At 56.4% G+C, this 21,698-nt stretch carries 20 protein-coding genes; 9 read left to right on the top strand and 11 right to left on the bottom strand.

The window, feature by feature from the left end; translation table 11 throughout:
* Window positions 1–175: 175 nt before the first annotated feature.
* The gene (locus tag GOV88_RS19910; protein ID WP_371808272.1) at window positions 176–943 is read right to left on the bottom strand and encodes a helix-turn-helix transcriptional regulator; all 768 of its coding nucleotides are present in this window, start codon (window positions 941–943) and stop codon (window positions 176–178) included.
* 153 nt (window positions 944–1,096) lie between these two features.
* Here GOV88_RS19910 and GOV88_RS19905 point away from each other — a divergent pair, with 153 nt between their 5' ends.
* The 6 genes from GOV88_RS19905 to GOV88_RS19880 all read left to right on the top strand — a co-directional run bounded on the left by GOV88_RS19905 (window position 1,097) and on the right by GOV88_RS19880 (window position 7,477).
* A complete protein-coding gene (locus GOV88_RS19905; protein ID WP_254449281.1) occupies window positions 1,097–2,197 on the top strand; it encodes an ABC transporter ATP-binding protein in 1,101 nt (366 codons plus the stop codon).
* Window positions 2,198–2,231: 34 nt separating this feature from the next.
* Window positions 2,232–3,395: a PotD/PotF family extracellular solute-binding protein gene (locus tag GOV88_RS19900; RefSeq protein ID WP_171241486.1), complete on the top strand. Its 1,164-nt coding sequence runs from the start codon at window positions 2,232–2,234 to the stop codon at window positions 3,393–3,395.
* A gap of 38 nt (window positions 3,396–3,433) precedes the next feature.
* Complete coding sequence (locus GOV88_RS19895) at window positions 3,434–4,285, top strand: ABC transporter permease (protein ID WP_171125429.1); 852 nt, start codon at window positions 3,434–3,436, stop codon at window positions 4,283–4,285.
* Window positions 4,286–4,292: 7 nt separating this feature from the next.
* Complete coding sequence (locus tag GOV88_RS19890) at window positions 4,293–5,114, top strand: ABC transporter permease (RefSeq protein WP_171241485.1); 822 nt, start codon at window positions 4,293–4,295, stop codon at window positions 5,112–5,114.
* Between the two features lie 18 nt (window positions 5,115–5,132).
* The gene (locus GOV88_RS19885) at window positions 5,133–5,891 is read left to right on the top strand and encodes an SDR family NAD(P)-dependent oxidoreductase (RefSeq protein ID WP_171241484.1); all 759 of its coding nucleotides are present in this window, start codon (window positions 5,133–5,135) and stop codon (window positions 5,889–5,891) included.
* Window positions 5,892–6,478: 587 nt separating this feature from the next.
* Entirely contained in the window at window positions 6,479–7,477 is a 999-nt protein-coding gene (locus GOV88_RS19880; protein ID WP_171127061.1) for a LacI family DNA-binding transcriptional regulator, read from the top strand.
* Here GOV88_RS19880 and GOV88_RS19875 read toward each other — a convergent pair whose 3' ends face one another.
* Both GOV88_RS19875 and GOV88_RS19870 read right to left on the bottom strand, forming a co-directional pair.
* Window positions 7,478–8,611, bottom strand: coding sequence for a Gfo/Idh/MocA family protein (locus tag GOV88_RS19875; RefSeq protein WP_171125436.1), 1,134 nt, complete (start codon window positions 8,609–8,611; stop codon window positions 7,478–7,480).
* A gap of 40 nt (window positions 8,612–8,651) precedes the next feature.
* Window positions 8,652–9,755, bottom strand: coding sequence for a Gfo/Idh/MocA family protein (locus GOV88_RS19870; protein ID WP_171241483.1), 1,104 nt, complete (start codon window positions 9,753–9,755; stop codon window positions 8,652–8,654).
* 115 nt (window positions 9,756–9,870) lie between these two features.
* Between GOV88_RS19870 and iolC the strand changes: the two genes are divergently transcribed.
* Genes iolC through GOV88_RS19855 form a run of 3 tightly spaced genes read left to right on the top strand, consistent with a single transcriptional unit; the run spans window position 9,871 to window position 12,533 of the window.
* Window positions 9,871–10,851, top strand: coding sequence for a 5-dehydro-2-deoxygluconokinase (iolC, locus tag GOV88_RS19865; protein ID WP_171241482.1), 981 nt, complete (start codon window positions 9,871–9,873; stop codon window positions 10,849–10,851).
* Between the two features lie 9 nt (window positions 10,852–10,860).
* Window positions 10,861–11,697 carry a 5-deoxy-glucuronate isomerase gene (locus GOV88_RS19860; protein WP_171125442.1) on the top strand — a complete coding sequence of 279 codons (837 nt, stop codon included), beginning with the start codon at window positions 10,861–10,863 and terminating at the stop codon, window positions 11,695–11,697.
* Window positions 11,694–12,533, top strand: a complete 840-nt coding sequence (locus GOV88_RS19855; protein ID WP_171241481.1) for a class II fructose-bisphosphate aldolase — start codon at window positions 11,694–11,696, stop codon at window positions 12,531–12,533. The genes GOV88_RS19860 and GOV88_RS19855 overlap by 4 nt, the downstream gene beginning before the upstream one ends.
* A 24-nt stretch (window positions 12,534–12,557) precedes the next feature.
* Here the strand turns inward: GOV88_RS19855 and iolB are convergent, their stop codons facing one another.
* From iolB to iolG, 8 genes are all read right to left on the bottom strand, one after another.
* Window positions 12,558–13,364, bottom strand: a complete 807-nt coding sequence (gene iolB / locus GOV88_RS19850; protein WP_171241480.1) for a 5-deoxy-glucuronate isomerase — start codon at window positions 13,362–13,364, stop codon at window positions 12,558–12,560.
* 47 nt (window positions 13,365–13,411) lie between these two features.
* Window positions 13,412–14,593, bottom strand: a complete 1,182-nt coding sequence (locus tag GOV88_RS19845) for a phytanoyl-CoA dioxygenase family protein (protein ID WP_171241479.1) — start codon at window positions 14,591–14,593, stop codon at window positions 13,412–13,414.
* Window positions 14,594–14,643: 50 nt separating this feature from the next.
* Complete coding sequence (iolE, locus tag GOV88_RS19840) at window positions 14,644–15,543, bottom strand: myo-inosose-2 dehydratase (RefSeq protein ID WP_171241478.1); 900 nt, start codon at window positions 15,541–15,543, stop codon at window positions 14,644–14,646.
* The gene (gene iolD, locus GOV88_RS19835; RefSeq protein ID WP_171241477.1) at window positions 15,540–17,372 is read right to left on the bottom strand and encodes a 3D-(3,5/4)-trihydroxycyclohexane-1,2-dione acylhydrolase (decyclizing); all 1,833 of its coding nucleotides are present in this window, start codon (window positions 17,370–17,372) and stop codon (window positions 15,540–15,542) included. The genes iolE and iolD overlap by 4 nt, the downstream gene beginning before the upstream one ends.
* Window positions 17,373–17,456: 84 nt before the next feature.
* Window positions 17,457–18,275 (bottom strand): ATP-binding cassette domain-containing protein, encoded by an 819-nt coding sequence (locus tag GOV88_RS19830; RefSeq protein WP_170466954.1) that lies wholly within the window; start codon window positions 18,273–18,275, stop codon window positions 17,457–17,459.
* Between the two features lies 1 nt (window position 18,276).
* Entirely contained in the window at window positions 18,277–19,401 is a 1,125-nt protein-coding gene (locus tag GOV88_RS19825) for an ABC transporter permease (RefSeq protein WP_171212805.1), read from the bottom strand.
* Window positions 19,402–19,482: 81 nt separating this feature from the next.
* Window positions 19,483–20,424: a sugar ABC transporter substrate-binding protein gene (locus GOV88_RS19820; protein ID WP_170427125.1), complete on the bottom strand. Its 942-nt coding sequence runs from the start codon at window positions 20,422–20,424 to the stop codon at window positions 19,483–19,485.
* Window positions 20,425–20,548: 124 nt separating this feature from the next.
* Window positions 20,549–21,562 carry an inositol 2-dehydrogenase gene (gene iolG, locus GOV88_RS19815; protein ID WP_171241476.1) on the bottom strand — a complete coding sequence of 338 codons (1,014 nt, stop codon included), beginning with the start codon at window positions 21,560–21,562 and terminating at the stop codon, window positions 20,549–20,551.
* Window positions 21,563–21,698: the final 136 nt, after the last annotated feature.

Here is a 21,698-nt window from a genome sequence, read left to right as displayed (position 1 = left end):
ATGGCCCGAAAGCGTTTTCGGGTATTAATTTAGCTCGACATGGGTCCCGGGCGTCCCAACCCTCTCCCTTTGGGTTCCTTGGCTATCAGACAGTGCCGTCCAAATGGTTGGTGCTTTCCGGGTCACAGGGTAGCAAGGTCGGCAAAACGGATAAAGTGGGTGTTTAAGGAAACTTTTAAAGCGCCTTTTCAATGAACTTTGAAAAAAGCTCACCCTGCGAGTTGATCCTAAGTTTCGCGTAAATGTTGCGTCTATGGATGCGGACTGTGCCTGGAGAGATGCCGAGAATTGTGCCAACAGCTTCTGCCGAATGGCCCTTCAATGTGAACTCAACGACTTCTCGTTCTCGTGGCGTCAGAACGCCATCGCCAAATGCCTGGAATGCTAGATCGACGCGACGACTAACGCCATTCGCGGCGGCGCCGCGGGCCATCGTTGGAAAGTCACGCCAATGTTTGCAACAGGCTGCCCGAACGAGCGGCCATAGAGCGTGCAAAAGACGAATTTCCTTGGCGGAAAAAGGCTTCTCAGCTCGCATGAGCGAGACCACAACCATCCCAGTGCTCGGGATATCGACAAAGTAGCCAATCTCCTCCGCTAACCCAGTCCTTTTGTAATAGCTGCGATAGTATTCGCCCTGATAAAACCTGTCCGGTGCGATATCGCGCATGCGGTACAGACCCGGTGTAATTGGTTTTGTCGCGGCCAAAAAAAATGGATCAAGTACGTAGGGCCCGGCTTGGTAGTCCTCAACAAAAATACGCCGTTTGCCTTTGGGGAAATCGTCGTGAAGGTCTATTGGTGCTTCGGTTCCGACATGACCAAACACCACCGTAAAATCGAATGGTGCGACCTGCCGTAAGCCATCTGCCAAAGCACATGGAAATTCTGGGGTTCCGATCTTCTCCACGACCCTGCCGGCCTCTTCCATCCAATCGTACACACGCCGCTCCAGATTTTCGAAAAGCACCTCTATACCCCAATTGTGGTATATACAGTTATTCCGAGTTATTGTTACTTTTTCCTTGTTTGAGTGGTATGCCAACAAATGCCAAAAAATCAAGCAAAAGGAAAACGGCAGTATATGAGCTTTGACATGAGCGTCACCATGCAGACGATTGCGGAACTCCGAGGAGTGACCAAGACCTTCGGGAATGTGGTCGCCGCCAAAGACCTGAATCTTTCCATTGGGAAAGGAGAGTTCCTGTCGTTCTTAGGCCCATCTGGTTGCGGCAAAACCACTGCGCTTAGAATGTTGGCAGGTTTCGACAAGCCAACCGAAGGTCAGGTTTTGCTCGATGGAGAAGTCGTCAACGACTTGGATGCGCACCATCGCCCAGTCAACATGGTGTTTCAGCACTATGCTCTTTTTCCTCACCTAAGCGTGTTCGACAACATTGCGTACGGCCTGCGCCAACAACGACCACGCGTAGACAAACAAACAATCACGACAAAGGTTGAGCAAGCGCTGGAAACTGTCCGTCTTGGTGGGTTTGGCCCACGTCGCATCTGGGAGATGTCTGGTGGTCAACAGCAACGCGTCGCTTTGGCGCGTGCGATCGTAAACGAGCCCAAGCTTTTGCTGCTTGATGAACCAATGGCTGCTCTGGATCGAAAGCTTCGAAAAGAAATGCAGTTTGAACTGCAGAACCTGCAACGACAACTGGGAATAACTTTTGTCCTCGTCACGCACGACCAAGAAGAAGCGCTTTCAATGTCCGACCGAATTTGTGTGATGGAAGGCGGCAGTATTGTGCAGGTTGGCAGCCCACGCGAACTCTATGACATGCCCCGCAGCCGCTACGTGGCTGGATTTGTAGGCACCTCAAATTTCTTTGATGCAACTGTGACTGACTCAGCAGCCGACCAAATCACCGTGCGTTTAGCGAGTGGCCAAAGGGTGCACGGAACTCCGGAGATTCCAATAGATGCAGGGCAGGAAGTGTGCGTTAGTATCCGCCCAGAACAGATCACGCTGACCCGCGCGCTACCCGCAGCTGAAATCGCTCTGCCAGTTACCATTCAAAATCGGATCTTCCTTGGGGAGCACACAGAATACCTTGCGCGCAACGAAGCACTGGGTGATTTCCACGTACTTGTGCCAAGGCAAGCGGAATTGAACGAGGGGACGTTCAATGCAGGAGAGCAAGCCTTTGTTTCATGGGGCGAAGGCGCACTGCTGATCCTGGAAAAATAACAAATCCCGCAATCCAACAACAGAGAGGTTCACAATGACCAAGGATAATGGGACTATTTCCAAGCAAAAGTTCATGGAAGAGCTTCGCCGGTACCAAAAGGGTTCGGTTACACGGCGACATTTCTTAGGCGTGACAGGTCTTGGGATGGCAACGGCCGTTCTGGGCACGGCCATGCCTGGGTTGCGTCCACGCCCGGCATTTGCTGCCGGAGACATTGGCGACCGAGTGATCCTCGCCACGTGGCCGAACTATCATGACGAGATGAACTTCGAAGCCTTCACGGAAGCCACTGGCGCCCATGTTCAGGTCAATGTTTTTGGCTCGAACGAAGAGATGTTGGCAAAACTACAGGCTGGAGGGTCTGGCTGGGACGTTTTCGTTCCAACTAACTACACGATCACTACGTATGTGGGTGAAGATCTGATCATCCCGCTCGATACGTCCAAACTGCCAAACTACGACGCAGGTTCATTCGAACAGCGCTTTTCGGATGCCGGTTCTGTCGATGGCCAGCTTTACGCGGTGCCAAAAAACTGGGGCACAACTGGCTTTGCAGTGAATACCAGCAAGCTTGACGGCGCTCCGACTCCGACCACATGGAAAGAGTTCTGGGACCTGACTATGGCAAGTTACTCAGGCCGGACAATGGTGCATGATTACCAACTAACCACCATCGGTAATGCCCTGAAATACTTCGGCTACTCCTTCAACTCGGTCGATGAGAAGGAACTGGCGGATGCCGAGAAATTGTTGCTGGATGCCAAACCACATCTGTTTGCAATCTCGTCGGATTATCAGCCACCGATGCGTAACGGTGACGCCTGGATGACGATGTGCTGGACAGGTGACGGTAAGCAGATGAATGTCGACATGCCTGAAATCGCTTACGTTCTGGGAACTGAGGGCGGTGAACTCTGGTCCGACTACTACGCTATTCCTAAGGGTGCACCCCATATGGATGCCGCTTATGCCTTGATCGACTTCCTGCTGAACCCGGAAGTTAATGCGAAGGAAGTCCTCGCTCATGGCTATCCATCGGCTGATGCTCGCACCAAAGCGTTGCTGCCGAAGGAACTGCTGGAAGATCCGATCCTTTATCCGGCAGCTGACCTTCTGAATGCGCTCGAGTTCGGCGCAGCGGCTACGCTGACCGATCCAAACCGTGCCGAGTTGCTCGCCCGCTTCAAGTCGGCCTAAGCGGCAAGGCCGCCAATATCGGAAAAGACGAGGACAATATGACCGAACGAGGCAGAAAAGCACTGTTGCTGGCTCCAGCAGGAATATGGCTTTTGGTAATGCTTGCCCTTCCTCTGCTGGTCGTCTTCGTCTTTTCCTTTGGCGAACGGGGTGCCGCCGGAGGCTACGTTCCAGCGTTCACGTTGGAACAATATGCCAACCTTCCTGCGCGATGGACGGCGTTTAAGAACACTTTGATCCTTGCACCTCTGGGAACCATCGCTGCGTTGGTAATTGCCTACCCGCTCGCCTACTTTCTTGCGGTGCGTTGTTCACCAAAGTGGAGAACTTCACTGTTGATCCTGGTGATCGTGCCGTTCTGGACATCGATCCTGATCCGGTCATACGCCTGGATTTTCATCCTTGGGGGGCGTGGCTTGCCTGCTTTACTGGAGTCGATCGGCATCGACGATGTGCGCCTGATAAATACGCCATTCGCTGTGCTTGTGGGAATTGTCTATGGGTATCTACCTCTGATGGTTTTCCCGATTTTTGTAAGCTTGGACAAACTGGATAAACGCCTTCTGGAAGCATCGGCTGATCTCGGCTCTTCCCCATGGCGTACGTTCCGTCAGGTGACACTTCCTTTGTCGGTACCTGGTATCGCAACTGGCTGCATGCTGGTCTTCATCTTGCTGATGGGCGAGTTTCTGATCCCAGCGATCTTGGGCGGCGGAAAGGTCTTTTTCGTCGGAAATGCGCTGGTGGACCTGTTCCTGCAGTCTCGGAACTGGGCGTACGGATCGGCGGTCGCAATGACTCTGGTTGTCGTGATGCTTGTCACTGTCTCAATTTACATGAAATTCATCTCGCGCCTGGGTGGCCAGCGCGAAGATGTCTCGCTGATGTGAGGGTCCGATGCGCTTATACGCGATTTGCGTCTACCTTTTTCTCTATATTCCGATCGGCATCATCGCGCTTTTCAGCTTTAATGCCGGACGACACGCAAGCCAGTTTATGGGGTTCTCGACCCAATGGTATGGTAAAGCGCTTAACAACCCATTTGTTATGGACGCGCTCGAGACCAGTCTGCTTGCGGCATTCATAACTGCTTGCCTCGCATCCACTCTCGGAACCATGGCGGCCATCGCTTTACAAGGTGTTACGGGATGGCTCCGAACTTTGTTTGATGCGATGATTTATATTGCGATAATGATACCTGGTATCGTCATCGGCATCGCGACACTCATTGCCCTCGTCACCGTATTCGGTTGGCTAAACCCGCTTCTTGCAAGCCTATGGCCCGATGGAGCAAATCCCCCGCAACTTTCCATGGGGATGCCCACGCTTATCGCCGCACACACCATGTTCACAATGGCGCTGGTCATAATCATCGTACGTGCAAGGCTATCGGGTATGGACCGCGCGCTCATGGAAGCTTCGGCTGACCTCTTTGCGACGCCCTGGGGCACCTTTCGACAGGTGACCCTGCCGTTGATAGCACCGGCAATTTTGGCAGGCTTCCTGCTCAGCTTCACTTTCTCATTTGATGATTTCATCATCGCGTTCTTCGTAGCTGGCTCAGAAACAACCCTGCCAATCTACATATTCTCATCCATCCGGCGCGGCGTAACGCCCGAGATCAATGCCATCGGCACTATGGTTATGGGCGCGTCGCTCTTGTTGCTCGTTGCAGCGCAGCTGCTTTTGCGCCGAGGCGCCTCAAAATCGAATAATTAAATAAAGGAACCAATTGACATGCGGCTTGCAGGTAAGGTCGCGCTCGTGACGGGCGCGGGATCAGGAATTGGTCGGGCGGGTTCAATGGCAATGGCACAAGAGGGTGCGCATGTTGTGGTAACCGATCGCGATGCAACACTTGCTGAAGCCACTGTGGCCGCGATCGTTGCACAGGGAAATCAAGCATCTGCCATACAGCTTGATGTGACCGACGACGATGCCCTTACCAGAACCATAGACGAAGCAGTTAAAAACTTCGGTTGTCTTGACGTGTTGCACTCTCACGCTGGGTTGCAGATCGAAGGAACGCTGGAAGAAGTGGAACCAGATGGAATGGATGCTTCTTGGGCATTGAATGTCCGCGCTCACTTCATTGCCGCGCGTGCAGCCGTCCCCCATATGAAATCACACGGTGGAGGCAGCGTGATCGTCACGGCCTCCAATTCTGGGGTTCAATATGACCGGGGTATGATCGCCTATGCGACTACAAAGCACGCTGCTGTTGCGATGGTCCGGCAGATGGCAGCCGACTACGCTGTCCATGCAATCCGTTTCAATGCCCTATGTCCAGGATTTGTAGACACCCCTTTCAATGCAGGCTTCGAAAAGCAGATGGGTGGCCGGGCCAAGCTGGAAAGCTACATCGAGCAGGCGATCCCCATGAGTCGATGGGCAACAGTTGAAGAGATTGGCCATGGGATCGTCTATTTAGCTTCAGATGAATCCGCTTTTATGACGGGGCAAGCCCTGGTTATCGATGGCGGTGAATGCATTTAGTGATGGGTTAGACCGCTCAAGAGAATGTCTATCGCCGCAATTCATTTTGGCGAGCACATTTCAGTCCGCTTTGGGCTCGGTCCGGTCATTCGATGCGGATCATACAAAAGCCCGCTTAGATCTAACGTAGATTTTGCAGCACATTTTTGTGGGACGGTATCTAAATGCACTTTGTAACCAGTTGCCACCATACCCCCGTCAGCGGGTAGCGACCGCTGCAAACGCTACTGCATTTTCTGAATTACAGGGTTTTATTTGGGGCAAAACACACTTGCAGTGTTGCAGGACCTTATCGACTGTGAGAGTGTCAAGCTACTGGCAACGCAAGACATCTTTCAAAAGGATGGTGGCGGCGGCAGTGGAATACAACACCTTGATGTACGAGCGGGTTGGGATAGATCGCTTCGTTTGCAACTAAGATGTCGGGAGTTCGGGTCTCTCATCACCCACCAGTCTCCCAATGAACAACGGTACCCAGCGTCTTTGCGCCAACGCATTGCAACCGATTGCAAGTCCGATGCAATAGTGCATAGTGCTTTCACCATGAATTCACGAGTTAGCCTTACCCTGAACCGAGGGTGCCAATCATGGCTGTGACCCTAAAGGACGTGGCCGCATTGGCCGGTGTTTCGCGGTCCGCCGTTTCCAGAACATTCACTGAAGGTGCGTCCGTTTCCGCCAAGACACGCAGCAAGGTTGAAAAGGCCGCGAAAGAACTGGGGTACAGCCCAAATGCGCTGGCCTCCTCGCTCACGACTGGGCGCACTAAACTGATCGGCTTGATTTCCAATAACTTTCACAACCCGATCTTCCTTGAAGTGTTCGACCAGTTCACGCGTGCTTTGCAGGAACGAGGTCTGCGCCCCCTCATCGTGAATTTGACCGATGAAACGGAACCGGCCAATTCGGTCCGGATGCTGCGGCAATATTCGGTCGATGCCGCGATCGTTGCTTCGTCCACTTTGCCTCCCAGTTTTGCCAAGGCCTTTCACGACGCCGGAGTTCCCGTCGTCCACACATTTGGGCGCTCGGCGACCTCACCCGAGGTGCATGTGGTTGGGATCGACAACGTCGAATGCGGTCGTATGGCTGCCCGCGAGCTGCGCGCACGCGGCTACAAGCGGATCGGATATCTGGGCGGACCCAAAGATGCGACCTCGGCGATGGACCGATTTCGCGGCTTCATGGAAGAGGTCGAGAGACACCCTGTTCTGGAAGTATCTCACTCGTTCGCAGGCGCATATTCATTTGAGGCCGGACGTGAGGAGATGCTGAGGCTGTTGAAGGATGATCCGGCAGAAGGGTACTTCTGCGGTGATGACATTCTGTCCATCGGCGCCTTGTCCGCATTGTCGGATCATGGCCTGAAGCCCGGCAAGGACGTCGGAATAATCGGCTTGAACGACATGGAGATGTCCCGATGGGAAAGTGTGAACCTGACGACGATTCACCAGCCGATCAAACAAATCATCACATCGTCGGTCGATCTGGTCGAAGAGATGCTGAAAGACCCACAGCGCTATCCCGAGGCGCGAATTTTTCCCTGTCGTTTGATCGAGCGGGGCACTCTGCGGCCCCGCCTCTGATCAACGGAAAATCGGCGGGCGGGCGTCCGTCCAGGCTCCGTCTGCCTTGGACGAGGCGACCGCGGCATGGACCGCCGCAATGGACCGAACCCCATCGGACGGCGTGGGCAGACTGTCCCGGACCTTTCCCACAATCGCGTCGGCCAAATCGCAATAGATATTTGCAACCGCCAGAGGGAACCCTTCAGGATGCGCGATAGCGACCCGGGACAGGCGCTGCGCTTCGTCATGCAACCCGCCTTCGCCTTTTTCGATGATCTGCGTTCGGCCACCCACCGGGGTATAGATCAACTGATTGGGCTGCTCGGACGCCCAGCGAAGGCCGCCGATTTCACCAAACACCTGAATGTCAAAGCCGTGCTGGCGGCCGATAGCCACTGACGAAGTCCACAACCGTCCCACTGCGCCGCCTTCGGTGCGGAAGTTGACCATCGCGTCATCTTCCAGTTCGCGGCTTGAGATTGTCGATGCCATGTCGGCGGACAGGCTTTTGACTTCGTCATCACTGATAAAGCTCGCCATGTGCAGCGCGTGAATACCGCAATCGGCGAACTGTCCCGACACGCCCGCCATGGCGGGATCGTAGCGCCAACGGACACGAGGATTGTCCGCATCGGTGGCGTCGCCGTGATGGCCGTGGCTGAAATTGGTCACGACCAGTCGGACTTTACCGATATCCCCTGCTCGCACCATTGCTCGGGCCTGTCGGACCATCGGATAAGCGGAATAGCAGTAGTTCACCGCGCAAATCTTGCCTGAGGTTTCTGCCACGCGCACGATCTCTTCCCCCTCTTCTACCGTCATGGTCATGGGTTTTTCGCACAGGACGTTGAACCCGGCTTCAAGAAACGCCTTTGTGATTTCGAAATGGGTCGAATTCGGCGTGGCGATCGTCACCAGATCAATTCGGTCCGCCCGGTCCTTTTCACCCACCAGCATTTCTTGCCAGTCGCCATAGGCACGATCCGCAGCGACGCCTAGTCTTTGGGCGTATTCGCGACCGACATCGGGCCGATGATCCAGCGCGCCAGCAGCGAATTCGAACATCCCATCGGCCAGTGCGCCCAAACGGTGCGCAGGTCCGATCTGGCTGCCTTCGCCACCACCAATCATTCCCCATTTCAGCTTTGCCATGGTTCTCATCTCTCTTTGGTGTTTTTGTAGTTTTCAGCGCTCAGAAGTCGCCGATTTGTTTCCATTGCCGCTGCTCGGATGATGCCAAAGCCGCGGCCAGAACGCGGTTGACCTCATGCCCGTCGCGGAACGTTGGCCAAATAGCTTTTCCGGTATGAATTGCCTCGAGGAAATCCTTGGCCTCGATGATGATCTGGTCCTGATACCCGGTTCCATGTCCAGGTCCTTGACAGAACGGCTCATAGTCCGGATGGGCGGGGCCTGTCAGGATCTTGGTAAAGCCTCTTTCCGCCTCAGGCCCTTCTCGACGATAGAGCCACAGGGCATTCTGATCCTCCTGATCGAACCGGATAGCTCCTTTTGTACCTGATATTTCATAGGCATAGCCCATCTTGCGGCCCGTGGAAATCCGACTGACGTAAATATTCCCCATCGCACCATTTGCGAAACGACACATGATCTGAGCGTGGTCATCATTTGTCACAGGACCGCCAGGACGCTCGTGGTGAACGGTTTCGACCTCGGCCATAATCTCGACTATCGGCCCGACCAGGGCCATGGCGCCGTTGACCATGTGGGGGGCCAGATCGCCGATTGTTCCGTTGGCCATTCCGGTCGTGCGCCACGTCGCCGGGGCCTCGGGATCGGCATAAAAATCTTCGGTATGCTCGCCGCGGAACCAGGTGATGTCCCCCAGTTCTCCCTGCGCAATCAACTGGCGCGCGAACTGAGTTGCCGGGGTCCGGACATAGTTGAACCCGACCATGTTGGTGACACCTGCTGCCTCAGCCGCTGCGACCATGGCTTGACCATCCTCCAGCGATGAACCGAGTGGTTTTTCACTCAGAACCGGCTTGCCCAGGGCGAACGCCGCCTCAGCAATCTGACGATGCGTCGTTTGCGGCGAGGCAATCACGACGGCCTCGACCGCCGGGTCATTGACCAGCGTGCGCCAATCCTCGGTCGACCGTCGGAAACCATAGGCTGCACGATACCGCTCGGCGCTTTCCGGGCTGGACGCGCAAATCATCTCAAGACGCGGTCGAAGCACAGTGTTGAACACCGCGCCGACGGCAGACATCGCGACCGAATGAGCCTTGCCCATATAGCCGCCACCAACGATTCCAATTCCGATTTCAGGCATCTGTCACGGCTCCGAACAATGTATTTGCAACCGGTTGCAAAATCAGTATCGTGTGAATCGATTCAACGCAAGGACCAACGATCCTCGCCAGCCCCTTTTTGCCGGAGGTAACGACGTGAACGCTTTGATAGACGGTATCAAAGGAAACCGGTTTGCGGTCTTTGGCCGTGCTGGCATGGACCTTTATGCCGATCCTGTTGGCGTCAAAAGCGAAGACGCGAACACGTTTCACGCGGATCTGGGCGGGTCATCGGCGAACATCTGTGCCGGGCTGGTCAAACTGGGCAGCCAGGCGTCGCTGATCACTTCTGTCTCAGATGATGCCGTGGGCCGGTTCTGTTTGAACAAGCTGGCGCATTACGGCGTCGATACGTCCTACATCCGGGTCGTAGGTGGCGAATACCGCATGTCGCTGGCCGTCTACGAAAGCCGGATCGAGAATTTTCAGAATGTCATCTACCGAAACGGTGCCGTCGACTTTCAGGTGACCGAAGATGATATGGATGAGGTCGACTACGGTAAGTTCTCGGCGGTGATCTCTGCCGGAACGGTGTTCGCCTCGGAAACTTCGCGCAGCGCTACGTTTCGCGCGTTCGACAATGCTCGCAAGGCAGATTTGCCGGTCATTTTCGACATTGACTACCGCCCGTATAGCTGGCCATCCCCGGAGGTCGCCGCTGAGGTTCTATCGCGCGCAGGTGAAGCCAGCGACCTGATCGTCGGTAATGACGAAGAGTTCGGGTTCATGGCCGGAGGCATCGACAAGGGCTTGGACAAGGCAAAGGAACTGGCCGCAAAACCGGGCCGGATCGTCATTTACAAGATGGGCGAAAAAGGCGCAGTCACATTTGCTGACGGGCAAGAAATCGAAACTGGCATCTATCCGGTTACGGCCGTGAAACCCAATGGCGCAGGTGACAGCTTTATGGCTGGCCTGTTGGCCTCAATTGCAGCAGGCAGCGAGCTGAAAGAAGCCGTTATGCGCGGCTCGGCCTGTGCATCAATCGTCGTATCAAAACCCGGGTGTGCCCCGGCTATGCCAACATCGCCGGAACTGGACGCGTTTCTCGCCTCTCACCCCGGCCCTACGACATAGGAGACTTCCATGCATATCGCGCCCTATGACAATCAGAACAAACCCATCGTTGACGCCGATGACCCTACTGTACCGCTGAATTACTTTAACATCGTCAAACTGAGAAACGGCGAGGCGTTCGAGTATCAGGTGCCGGGCTATGAGACCTGCATCGTTCCGGCCACCGGCAGTGTCGACGTTGACGTTGAGGGCGTACAATTCGCCAAGCTGGGCAACCGGGGCGAAGACGTTTGGGACGGTGAGCCGGAAGGCGTTTACGTTCCTGTCGGCGCCAAGGTCCAACTGGTCTGCGTGTCGGACGAGACGGAAGTGTTCGTTGCAGGAGCCAAATACGACAAGGTGCTGGACCCTTTCGACGTGCGCGAACATGACTTGGTTCAATACGGCAGCGACGACACTAAAACTCATCGAAAGATCAAGCACATCCTCGGCCAGAAACAGCACGACAAGGTTGGCCGTCTACTGGTCAGTGAACTCTTCACCGTTGGCCAAGGCGGCTGGTCCGGCTTCCCCAGCCATAAGCACGACACCAATCGTCTGCCGGACGAGACCCGGCACGACGAGACATACAACTTCCGCTTCAAACCCAACTGGGGCTCGGGCCTGCAAATGTTGCAACGCGAGGACAACGAGCCGGGTGACGCCTATCACATCGTCGACGGCTCAACGATCTGCATCGACAAGGGCTACCACCCCTGCTGCGTGCTACCCGGGTACGAGATGTATTATTTCACCATTCTTGGCGGTCTTACACAGCGTTCTCTGGTCCAGTTTTTTCAACCCACCCATGCCTATCAGATCGAAACGATCCCGGGCATCAAAGACATGATTGCCAAGTTCAAATGACACTGGCCACCCTGAAAGACGTTCTGATCCCGGCGTATGAACAAGGTTATGCTGTGGGTGGCCTTGTCACCCTTGGGTGGGAAGACATGCGCGCCTATGTGGCCGCAGCTGAAGCCGAAAACGCGCCGGTGATCCTGCAGGCGGGCCCAAGCTGCCGCGAGCATACTCCGCTGCCCATTCTGGGTAAGATGTTCCGCCACCTGGCCGAGAACGCCTCGGTCCCGGTCGTGGCACATCTGGATCATGGTTACACGTTCGAGGAGTGCAAGATCGCGTTGGACAGCGGGTTCACCTCGCTGATGTACGACGGCTCGCGCAAGCCGCTGCAGCAGAACATCGACAAAACCGCCGCCATTGCCGAGATGGCGCATACGGCCGGTATATCCTGCGAAGGCGAGATCGGGTTCGTGGGCTATTACGGTGGCGAAGGGTCGAACGGCACAGACCCGGCCGAGGCCGCAAATTTCGCCCGCGAAAGTGGTGTGGACGCGATGGCAATCTCGGTCGGCAACGTCCACCTGCAGCAAAACAAAGAGGGCGGGTTGGACGAAGAGCGCATTGCGGAAATCGACGCCGCGACCGAGGTGCCTTTGGTCATTCACGGCGGCTCAGGCGTGCCGGTCGAACAGCGCAGCCGGTTGGCGCGAGAAACGTCGATCTGCAAGTTCAACATCGGAACAGAGCTACGTATGGCATTCGGCCACGCCTTGCGCGAGGCGATTAATCGCGACCCGGAACGGTTCGATCGCGTGACTATCCTGAAAGAAACCCATGACCCGGTCGAGGCCGCAGCGAGAATGGTGATCCGCGCCTTCGGAGCCCCGCCGCAGAGGTAAAGCCCGGGGCGGGGTTGGTACAGATTATCCGTCCCGCTCCATGATCCATTCGACCTCAGGGGCCGGGACGAACCGCCATTTCCGCAGCGGTCCCGCCATGACGTTCAGATAGTACATCTCGAACCCATAAGGCGCGCCGCAGGGATGATGGCCGCGCGGGACGGTCACAACATCTCCGTCCGAAACGGCCATGGTTTCATCCAACTGACCGTCATCGGTATAGACCCGCTGAATGCCAAAACCGTTGGCCGGATTCAGTCGGTGGTAATAGGTCTCTTCCAGATAGGTGATACGTGGATAGTCGTCCTCGTCATGGCGGTGGCTGGGGTAAGACGACCAGTGGCCGTTGGGTGTGAAAACTTCGGTCACCAGCAGACTGTCGGCGTAATCCTCGGTCTCCATCGCGATGTTGTTGATATAGCGCGTATTCACGCCCTTTCCCCGTTCCGTCAGGGTGATACCGTCCGGCCCGATCCGGCGCGCTTCGTGACCACCTTTGCCTGGCGCGGAACACGCAGCGATTACGCAATCGGTTTCAGCCACAGCCGCCCAATCAGTACCATTCGGAAGGTACAGGCAATGCGGCGGCGTCTTCTCGAACACGTTCATCCGATCGCCCAGTATACCCCAATTCTGCCCTGCCCCAGTAATGCTGGCCTTGCCCTCAACCATGACCAGAATGACCTCACGATCGCCGGTTGCCTCGCTGACCCTATCCCCTGCCCGCAGATGGTAAAGACCAAACCCGACATAGCGCCACCCGGCACTGGCCGGAGTTATGTCATGCACTTTTCCTCTGCGCCCAAAGGGCTTTTTCAGCAGGTCCGACATGTGTTCTCTCCGTATTAGGCGGGCTTGACGAGCCCGCCTGTAGTTCCTCAGGCAGCTTGCCTTGTTTGTAGGGCCGAGAACGCCTCAGCCAGTTGTCCTTCGCTCCATCCTTCGGCCACCGCACGACGTAGAATATCGGCCTGACTTTCCGGAGCGTTGCCATTGATTGGTGGATCTGTGTCCAGATTGGTCGGGAATGGATAGCCCTCTGCCGTGGCTGCAATAGTAGCGTCCAGCGCGCGACCACTCAGTTCACCACGTTGTTTCAAGGCGACAAGCGAGGGGAACACCGCCTCGGACATGGATCGCCGATCGATGGCCTCCATCGCGAGTCCAAAAGCGGATGAGATTTGCAACAGGTTGGCCATCCGGTCGATATCCGCACTGCGGTTTTCGCCCGCCGCGTGAAACAGCGCGGGGTTGAAGAAAACGGCATCTCCCTTGTCCAGCGGCAACTGAATGCAGGTTTCCTCGAAATGGGTCCGGTGGCTCTCGTCGTGGAACGCAAGGTAGCCCGGCGGATACAACTGGGAAAAGGGCAACAGCTTGGTTGGTCCGCTTTCTACCGGCATATCGCAATGGGCGACCGCGCCCTGCAATGTCAGCGATGCCGTGACCAGATGAGCGTGCGCGGGATAATTCGCTGCTCTTTCCGCGCTCTGAAACCCCAGGTGGTAGTCCCTATGCGCCTGTTGTGCCTTGCCGCCCGGACGCACCTGATTGATCTGAGCGGTAACCTGAAAATTTGGTCCCAACCACGCCTCGCACGCCGCCGCAATCGCCGTATTCCCGAAATAGAGCGCAAAACCTTCAGGGTCGCGCAGGCACTGTTTTTGCAGCGCGTTCCAGATCCGGTCATTCGCGCCAGAGGCGGCGAAGTGATCACCTTCGCCAGCACCGCTTTGACGTTCCTCTACGATGATCTGGCGGAAAACATCGCTGGCACGGTCGATGACGGATGTATCAGCGAACGCTCCTTTCAGAGCGATCACTCCGGCCGATTTACCCAAAACATAGCCCCACTCGGCCAACAGAGCTTTGCGCTTGCCTGCGTTCTCCAGCACCGGGCGCAATGCGTGCATGTCGTAGATCGGAACATTCTTTTTAATCGAGGCGGCATGGGGCACCGCGTCGGCTGCCAGACTCTGCGAGGTCAACACCTTGAATTCATCCAGATCACAGGATTCACGGTCGAAGTAACCAACAAAACCCAGTTCCTGATTTACCATGAGACATCTCCCTTTTTCATGGCTTCGGTGTCGCCCCGCGGGGTCGATCGTTACGCTTGGACCTCCAATCCTGCTTTCGCGCAGACCTCGAGAATATGCTCGTAGCCCTTCTTAGAGTATTCGTAGGGCGGTGCCTTGGCCGGGTCTTGCTCGGCCTCGACCACGATCCAGCCGTCGTAGTCCATGGATTTCAAAGCGTTCGCCACCGCCTGAAAATCGATGCACCCGTCACCCGGGACAGTGAACGCACCGGCAACAACGGCATCCAGAAAACTGCGGTCGTTTTCACGCACATCCTGAACAACCGTTGGACGGATGTCCTTAAAATGAACATGATGGACCCGGTCCCCCCAACGGTTCAAGGTCGCCATGACATCGCCACCGCCGAACAACAGGTGGCCAGTGTCAAAGCACAGTTTTACCTCAGGTCCTGATCCTTCCATCAGCCAGTTCACGTCATCCTCGGTCTCGATGATCGTGCCCATGTGGTGGTGGTAGGCCATCGGCATCCCCTGATCGCCCATCCATTTGGCCAGTTCGGTGATCTTGGCGGCATAGACCAGAACCTCGTCCTTGGACAGTTTGGGTCGGTTATTGACCGGGGTCTCAGCCTGCCCCTGAACGGTGTTCGAACACTCGGCATAGACGATGCACGGGCTATTCAGGGCAACAAACTGCTCAACCTGTTCGCGCACCGCTTCGCGCTCTGTCGCGAAATCGTTGACCAGCGACGCGCCCGAGCACCACCCGCCGCACAGCGCGATGTTATTGCCTTCGAGATAGGCGCGTAACCCTTCGGTATCACTGGGCATACGCTGGCCGCGTTCGACACCGACATAACCGATCTCGCGCGCTTCCTTCAGTGCTTGTTCCATCGTGTAAGCCGCCGTCAGGTCCGGCAAATCATCATTCTGCCAGGCGATCGGAGAAATCCCGATTTTCACGCTCATCTCGTGTTTCTTTCCTTAATCGCCAGCTCATAGGCTGCGCGTTTTTCGTTCACTTCGGGGCGGATGCTGACTTCCGGAACTGCCACTTCCCACCACGTACCGCCGTATTCGGTCGAGGGGTACGGATCAGTGTCGATGACAACCACATAGGGCCCTTTGACATCGCCCCGTTTGGCAAGCGCGCCTTCCAGTTCAGCAACCGAGCTAACCTTGACGGATGTCGCCCCCATCGCCGCCGCGTGGGCCGCGAAATCAATGGCCGAGGGGTTCTCATGCACTGCATGGTCCAGAAGGTTGTTAAACTCGGCTCCGCCAGTGCCCATCTGAAGACGGTTGATGCAGCCAAAGCCACGGTTGTCGGTAATGACTACGGTGAACGAGACACCCATCATCGCCGCCGTCGCCATTTCCGAATTCGCCATCATGTAGGTGCCGTCGCCGGTAAAGCAGATCACATCGCGATCCGGTTGAGCCATTTTAATTCCCATTGCGCCGGCAATCTCATAGCCCATGCAGCTAAAGCCGTACTCCATGTGATAGGCACCAGGGCGCGGCGCTTTCCAGAGTTTGTGGAGTTCTCCCGGCATGGTTCCCGCCGCGCACATGACAACTGTATCGTCATGTGACGCCCGCTGAACCGCGCCAACAACCTGCATATCTGTTGGAAGCGCGTTTCCGTCGCCCGGCGCGTCAGTCAGCTTGTCGACCTTGCCGTACCATTCGGCCTTCAGCGGGGCCGTCACAGGATCGGCGCGGTATCCCTGCAATGCTGCGCCCAATTCCTCCAGCCCAACACGCGCGTCCGATTGCAACGGCATAGCGCCGTGTTTTTCCGCGTCATAGGCAGCCGTATTCAGGCAGATCATCTCGCGTTCCGGATTGGAAAACAGGCCCCAAGACCCGGTGGTGAAGTCTTGCAACCGAGAGCCAACGGCCAGCACAAGATCCGCCTCGGCGCAGACCGAGTTAGCCGGTTCGCCACCGGTCACGCCTACAGGTCCAAGGTTCAACGGGTGATCCCATGCCAAGGCGGACTTACCAGCCTGCGTTTCCGTAATCGGGATGTTGTGCGTTTCCACGAAACTCTGCAGCGCATCCGTCGCGCCCGAATAGTGCACCCCACCCCCTGCGACGATGACCGGACGTTTGGCCACCTTGATGGCCGCGACAGCGCGGGCCAGTTCGCCTTCATCCGGACGGATGCGGCGCTGATACCAGACACGCGGTTCAAAGAAGCTTTCCGGATAATCGTACGCCTCGGCCTGAACGTCCTGACAGAAAGCCAAAGTCGCCGGCCCACATTCAGCGGGGTCCGTCATGGTGCGGAACGCGCGCGGCAACGCGGTCAGCAGGTGTTCCGGCCGTGAGATGCGATCAAAGTACCGGCTGACTGGTTTGAAGCAATCATTGGCGCTGACCGTACCGTCGCCAAAACTCTCGATTTGTTGCAGCACAGGATCGGGACCTCGTGTCGCGAAGACATCGCCGGGAATGATAAGAACCGGCAACCGGTTCACATGGGCCAGCGCGGCCGCCGTCACCATATTGGTTGCACCCGGCCCGATGGACGAGGTTACAGCCATGGCCCTCGTACGTCGCATTTGCTTGGCATAGGCGATGGCACAATGCGCCATGGTTTGTTCATTGTGGCCGCGATAGGTCGGCAGGCTGTCCTTTACGGCATGCAACGCCTCACCCAGCCCGGCCACATTGCCGTGACCAAAAATAGCCCAGACACCTGCTATGAATGGCTCTCCGGCCTCATTCATCTGCGCGCCCAGATAGCGGACCAAAGCTTGCGCTGCGGTCAGTCTGATTGTCTTGCCCATTGTGATCCCTTTCAACTTAAGGCCACCCCGGCCAATCGGTTGAATTCCAGTTTCTCAAATATGTACAGTCCAAGCGGGAACGCGTCAGACCGTGCCGCCCAAAGACCCTTCCAGCTCGGCCAGCTCCTGACCACCTGCCATCAGGTCCTGCAGTTCCTCGGGTGAGATTTCGCCCCGTTTCGCGGTGCCCAGCGTCTGGCCCCGGTTCAACACGGTAAAGCGATCGCCGACGGCCAGCGCGTGACGCACGTTGTGGCTGATGAAAACCACACCCACACCCTGACTGCGCACCTTGTCGATGGTCGCCAGAACATTGGACGTCTGGCGCACGCCCAACGCCGAAGTTGGTTCGTCCAGGATCAGGATCTTTGCGCCGAAATGAACCGCACGAGCAATTGCAACTGTCTGACGCTCACCACCGGACAAGGTACCTACGGCCTGGTCCGGTCCACGCAGGTTGATGCCCATCTTGCGCATCTCTTCCATGGTGATTTCATCGGCCAGCTTCTTGTCGAAGAAATTGATCCCGGCGACCTTGCGCGTGGGTTCGTTGCCCATGAAGAAATTCCGACTGACACTCATCAACGGGATCATCGCCAGGTGCTGGTGTACCGTCGCGATCCCGGCTGCAATGGCGTCACGCGGGTCTTCGAAATGCATGGGCTTATCTTCGAAGAAGATCTCACCCGCTGTTGGTTTGTGGACTCCGGACATGGTCTTGATGAAGGTCGATTTGCCCGCACCATTGTCGCCCAGCAGACAGTGACACTCCCCAGGTTTCAGATCAAAGCTGACACCGGCAAGGGCGATCACAGAGCCAAAGTGTTTCTGAATGTCTACCATCCGAATGATCGGTTTCTGGTCCTGGGCGTCGCCGTGATGGAATTTGGTATCTTCGGTCATCTCACCGTTCTCCCGTGATGATGCGACGGATGTAGGTGTTCAGGATTACGGCGCCCAGCAGGATCACGCCAAGGAACACCCGGAACAGCGAGCTTTCGACCCCTGCAAAGAACAACCCCTGCTGAACCACACCAAAGATCAGTGCCCCGAGAGCCGCACCCAGAACCGAGCCATAGCCGCCGGTCAGCAACGCGCCACCGATCACCACCGCGATAATGGCCTCGAACTCTTTGAGCAGGCCCCGGTCCGCACCGGCCGAGCCGAACTCCATCACCTGACAGGTCGCAAAGACGGTCGCACAGAAGGCGGTAAACATGAACATCAGAACTTTGACCCGGTTCACAGGAACACCCGAGTTCCTTGCGGCCTCGGCGTCTCCGCCCGAGGCAAAGATCCAGTTTCCGAATTTGGTTTTGGTCAGCAGCACATGACCAAAGATGATGATCACCAGTGCCCAAATCAGCAGCATCGGAATACCGTCGACCACAGGCTGACCTTGACGCGTGCCGCGTTCAAAGGTTTCGATCAGGCCGTTGTCACCGAGCCAGACGAAAAAGCCCTGCCCAACTTTGCCGCCGAACACCGACGCCAGCCAGTCGCCCTCGGCCACGTCGCGGATACCGCCGATGATGGTTTTCCGCTCGATGGTCTGAGGCAGGTAGATGGTGAAGCCGCGCAGAATGAACAGGAATGCCAACGTCACGATAAAACTGGGCAGGCCGGTACGCACGACAATGTACCCGTTGACCGCCCCGATCGATACGCAAAGCGCGAAGGTTACAATAATGGCCATCCAGACCGGCCAGCTGAGCGTGACGGAAAAGATCGCGATCATCATGCCTGCAAAGCCGATCATCGAACCAACGGACAAATCAAATTCGCCCGCGATCATCAACAAACACGCACCTACGGCAATGATCATGAACTGAGCAGAGACCACGGACCAGTTCATCACTCCCTGAGCGGTGAACATGCCGCTATCAAAGGCGAACAGCAGGAAAAACGTGAACACTGCCACCGTGCCGACCATGCCACCCAATTCCGGGCGGATCAGGGCTCGGCGCAGGGGTGAGATCTCTTTGATCCGCTCGTCGCCGCCGCTTACGGTTTGCGCTGACTCAGCCATTGTTGCCTCCTTCGCGCTTCGTTCTGAATGCTTTTATGATGGGGTGCGGACACACATCCGGCGTCCGCACCGTTTCAAAAATCAGCGGTATTCGCCCGCGAATTCTTCGATCTTTTCCAACCCGTCTGCGGTCACGAAACCGGGACCCGAGTTGATGTTGTTGCCCGGCAGAACGCCGTAACGGTGGTAGTTGGCCATCACGACAACCGGCAGGTAAGCCTGCAGGAAGGGCTGCTGGTCGATGCCCCACTGGATCACGCCGCTTTTGATGCCTTTGACGATCTCGCCACCCAAGTCAAAGGTGCCAAAGTAGATGTCGCCGGCCATGCCGTTTTCTTCCAGCGCCAGAATGGTCGGGTCCGCCGAGGTCGGGCCAAGCGTCAGAACTGCTTCTGTTTCAGGGTTGGCCGACAGATACGCCAGAACACGATTCTTAATCTCGGCCGGGTCCTGACCCGCGTCGATCATCTGCTCGCCCAACTCGATACCCAGACCGTCGGCAAAGCCCTGGCAACGTTCCTGGCTGGACGGCTGCACGATGTAATGGTTCACACACAGGAAGGATCCGATGCCATCGTCTTTGGCCCGTTGGCCTGCAGCGAAACCGGCGTCATATTCAGGCTGGCCAACATACATCAGCGCGCCAACTTCACGCGCCTTTTCCGGTGTCCCGGTGTTCATGATGATGACGTCGATACCAGAATCCACGGCCGCCTTGATCGGGCCTTCCAGAATGTCCGGGTCAGCCAGGGTAGTGATGATGCCGTTTGGTCCCGATGCTGCGGCCTGATCAATGATCCGCGCCATGTCTGCAAGGTCACCGGTCGGCGGGTTGCGGTATTCAACCTCAACGCCCATTTGCTCGCCCGCCAAGGCGATGCCGTTTTTTATGGTGTTCCACCAGCTGTCACTGTCCGGGGCGTGGCTGATCAGAATGTACTTCTCGCCCTCCGCTGCCGCGCCAGTGGCACCGGCGAATGCGACGGCGCTGGCCATCAGAACCCCTTTTACGAACGTTTTCATTTCCATTCCTCCCAATAGAACTGTCAATCGTATTGTCTGGGCTTCAGCCCCAGTCATTCGGCATTGGCCGAATCTCCTCCGCCCCCAAGTGAACCGGGGCTGTGTCCAGTTTCAGGAAATCCGATCATTTTGCAACCGGTTTCAAAACATCACTCAGCATGACCGGCATTCCGGAACGCGCCGAACGGGTCGCAGCTTCGGCCATCGCCAGTGCTGCGACGCCGTCTTCCAGAGTAACCGGCATATCCGACCCGGCTTGTACGGCGTCAACAAATGCGCCCCATTCTGTCCGGTAAGCAGTCATGTAACGTTCCAGGAAAAAGTAGGTCGGCTTGGCACCGACAACACCATCCACCGTCGACTTCACCACCGAGTTTTCCAGGATGTTGTGCGCCTGAAGCAGCCCCTTCGACCCCAACAGCTCAACCCGCTGGTCATAACCATACACGGCGCGTCTAGAATTCTTGATTGCAGCGACCCGACCATCTGCGTAAGTCATTGTAACAACAGCGGTATCATAGTCCCCCGCCTGACCAATCTCAGGGTCGACAACTGATGTTCCGACAGCTGAAATCACTGTGGGCAACTGCCCCATCAAATAGTTTGCCATGTCGAAATCGTGGATCATCATATCCCGGAACAAACCGCCCGAGACTTTGACGTAGCTGATAGGTGGCGGGGCCGGGTCAAAGGACGTGATCGATAGCAATTCCGCCTTGCCAATCTCTCCTGCCTCGAACGAGGCTTTTAGTGCCGAGAAATTGGGATCAAACCGACGGTTGAACCCGACCATAACCGGCTGACCGGTTTCCGATGCGTTTGTCTGACACGCAATAGCCCGATTCAGGTCCAGATCGACGGGTTTTTCGCAAAGTACGGCTTTTCCCGCGCGAGTCGCCGCCTCGATGAGGTCGGAATGTGTATCGGTGGGCGTGGCAATCAGAACCGCATCAATGGACGCATCCGCGATGATGTCTTCCGAACTGCGTGTTTCGGCCTGATATTCTCCCGCCAGACTTTCTGCCGCTTTGGGAACGGCATCTGACACCGCAGCCAATACGCTTTTAGGATGCTCACTGATGGCTTGCGCATGTACACGGCCAATCCGTCCGGCCCCTAACAATCCGATCTTGAGCATGCAGCTTCTCCAAATCCAGTCTTCGCGCGCAGCATGTTTCTCTTTGCAACCGGTTGCAAGATATTTTTTCATCAACTTGGGAAAGTTGCGAGGGATCGCCTTGTCCTCAGCGGCCTTCAACAGTTGGGCAGGCACG

The sequence above is a fragment of the Ruegeria sp. HKCCA5491 genome (assembly GCF_013034565.1).
Taxonomy (GTDB): domain Bacteria; phylum Pseudomonadota; class Alphaproteobacteria; order Rhodobacterales; family Rhodobacteraceae; genus Ruegeria.
This window is presented reverse-complemented; position numbering and strand designations above follow the sequence as displayed.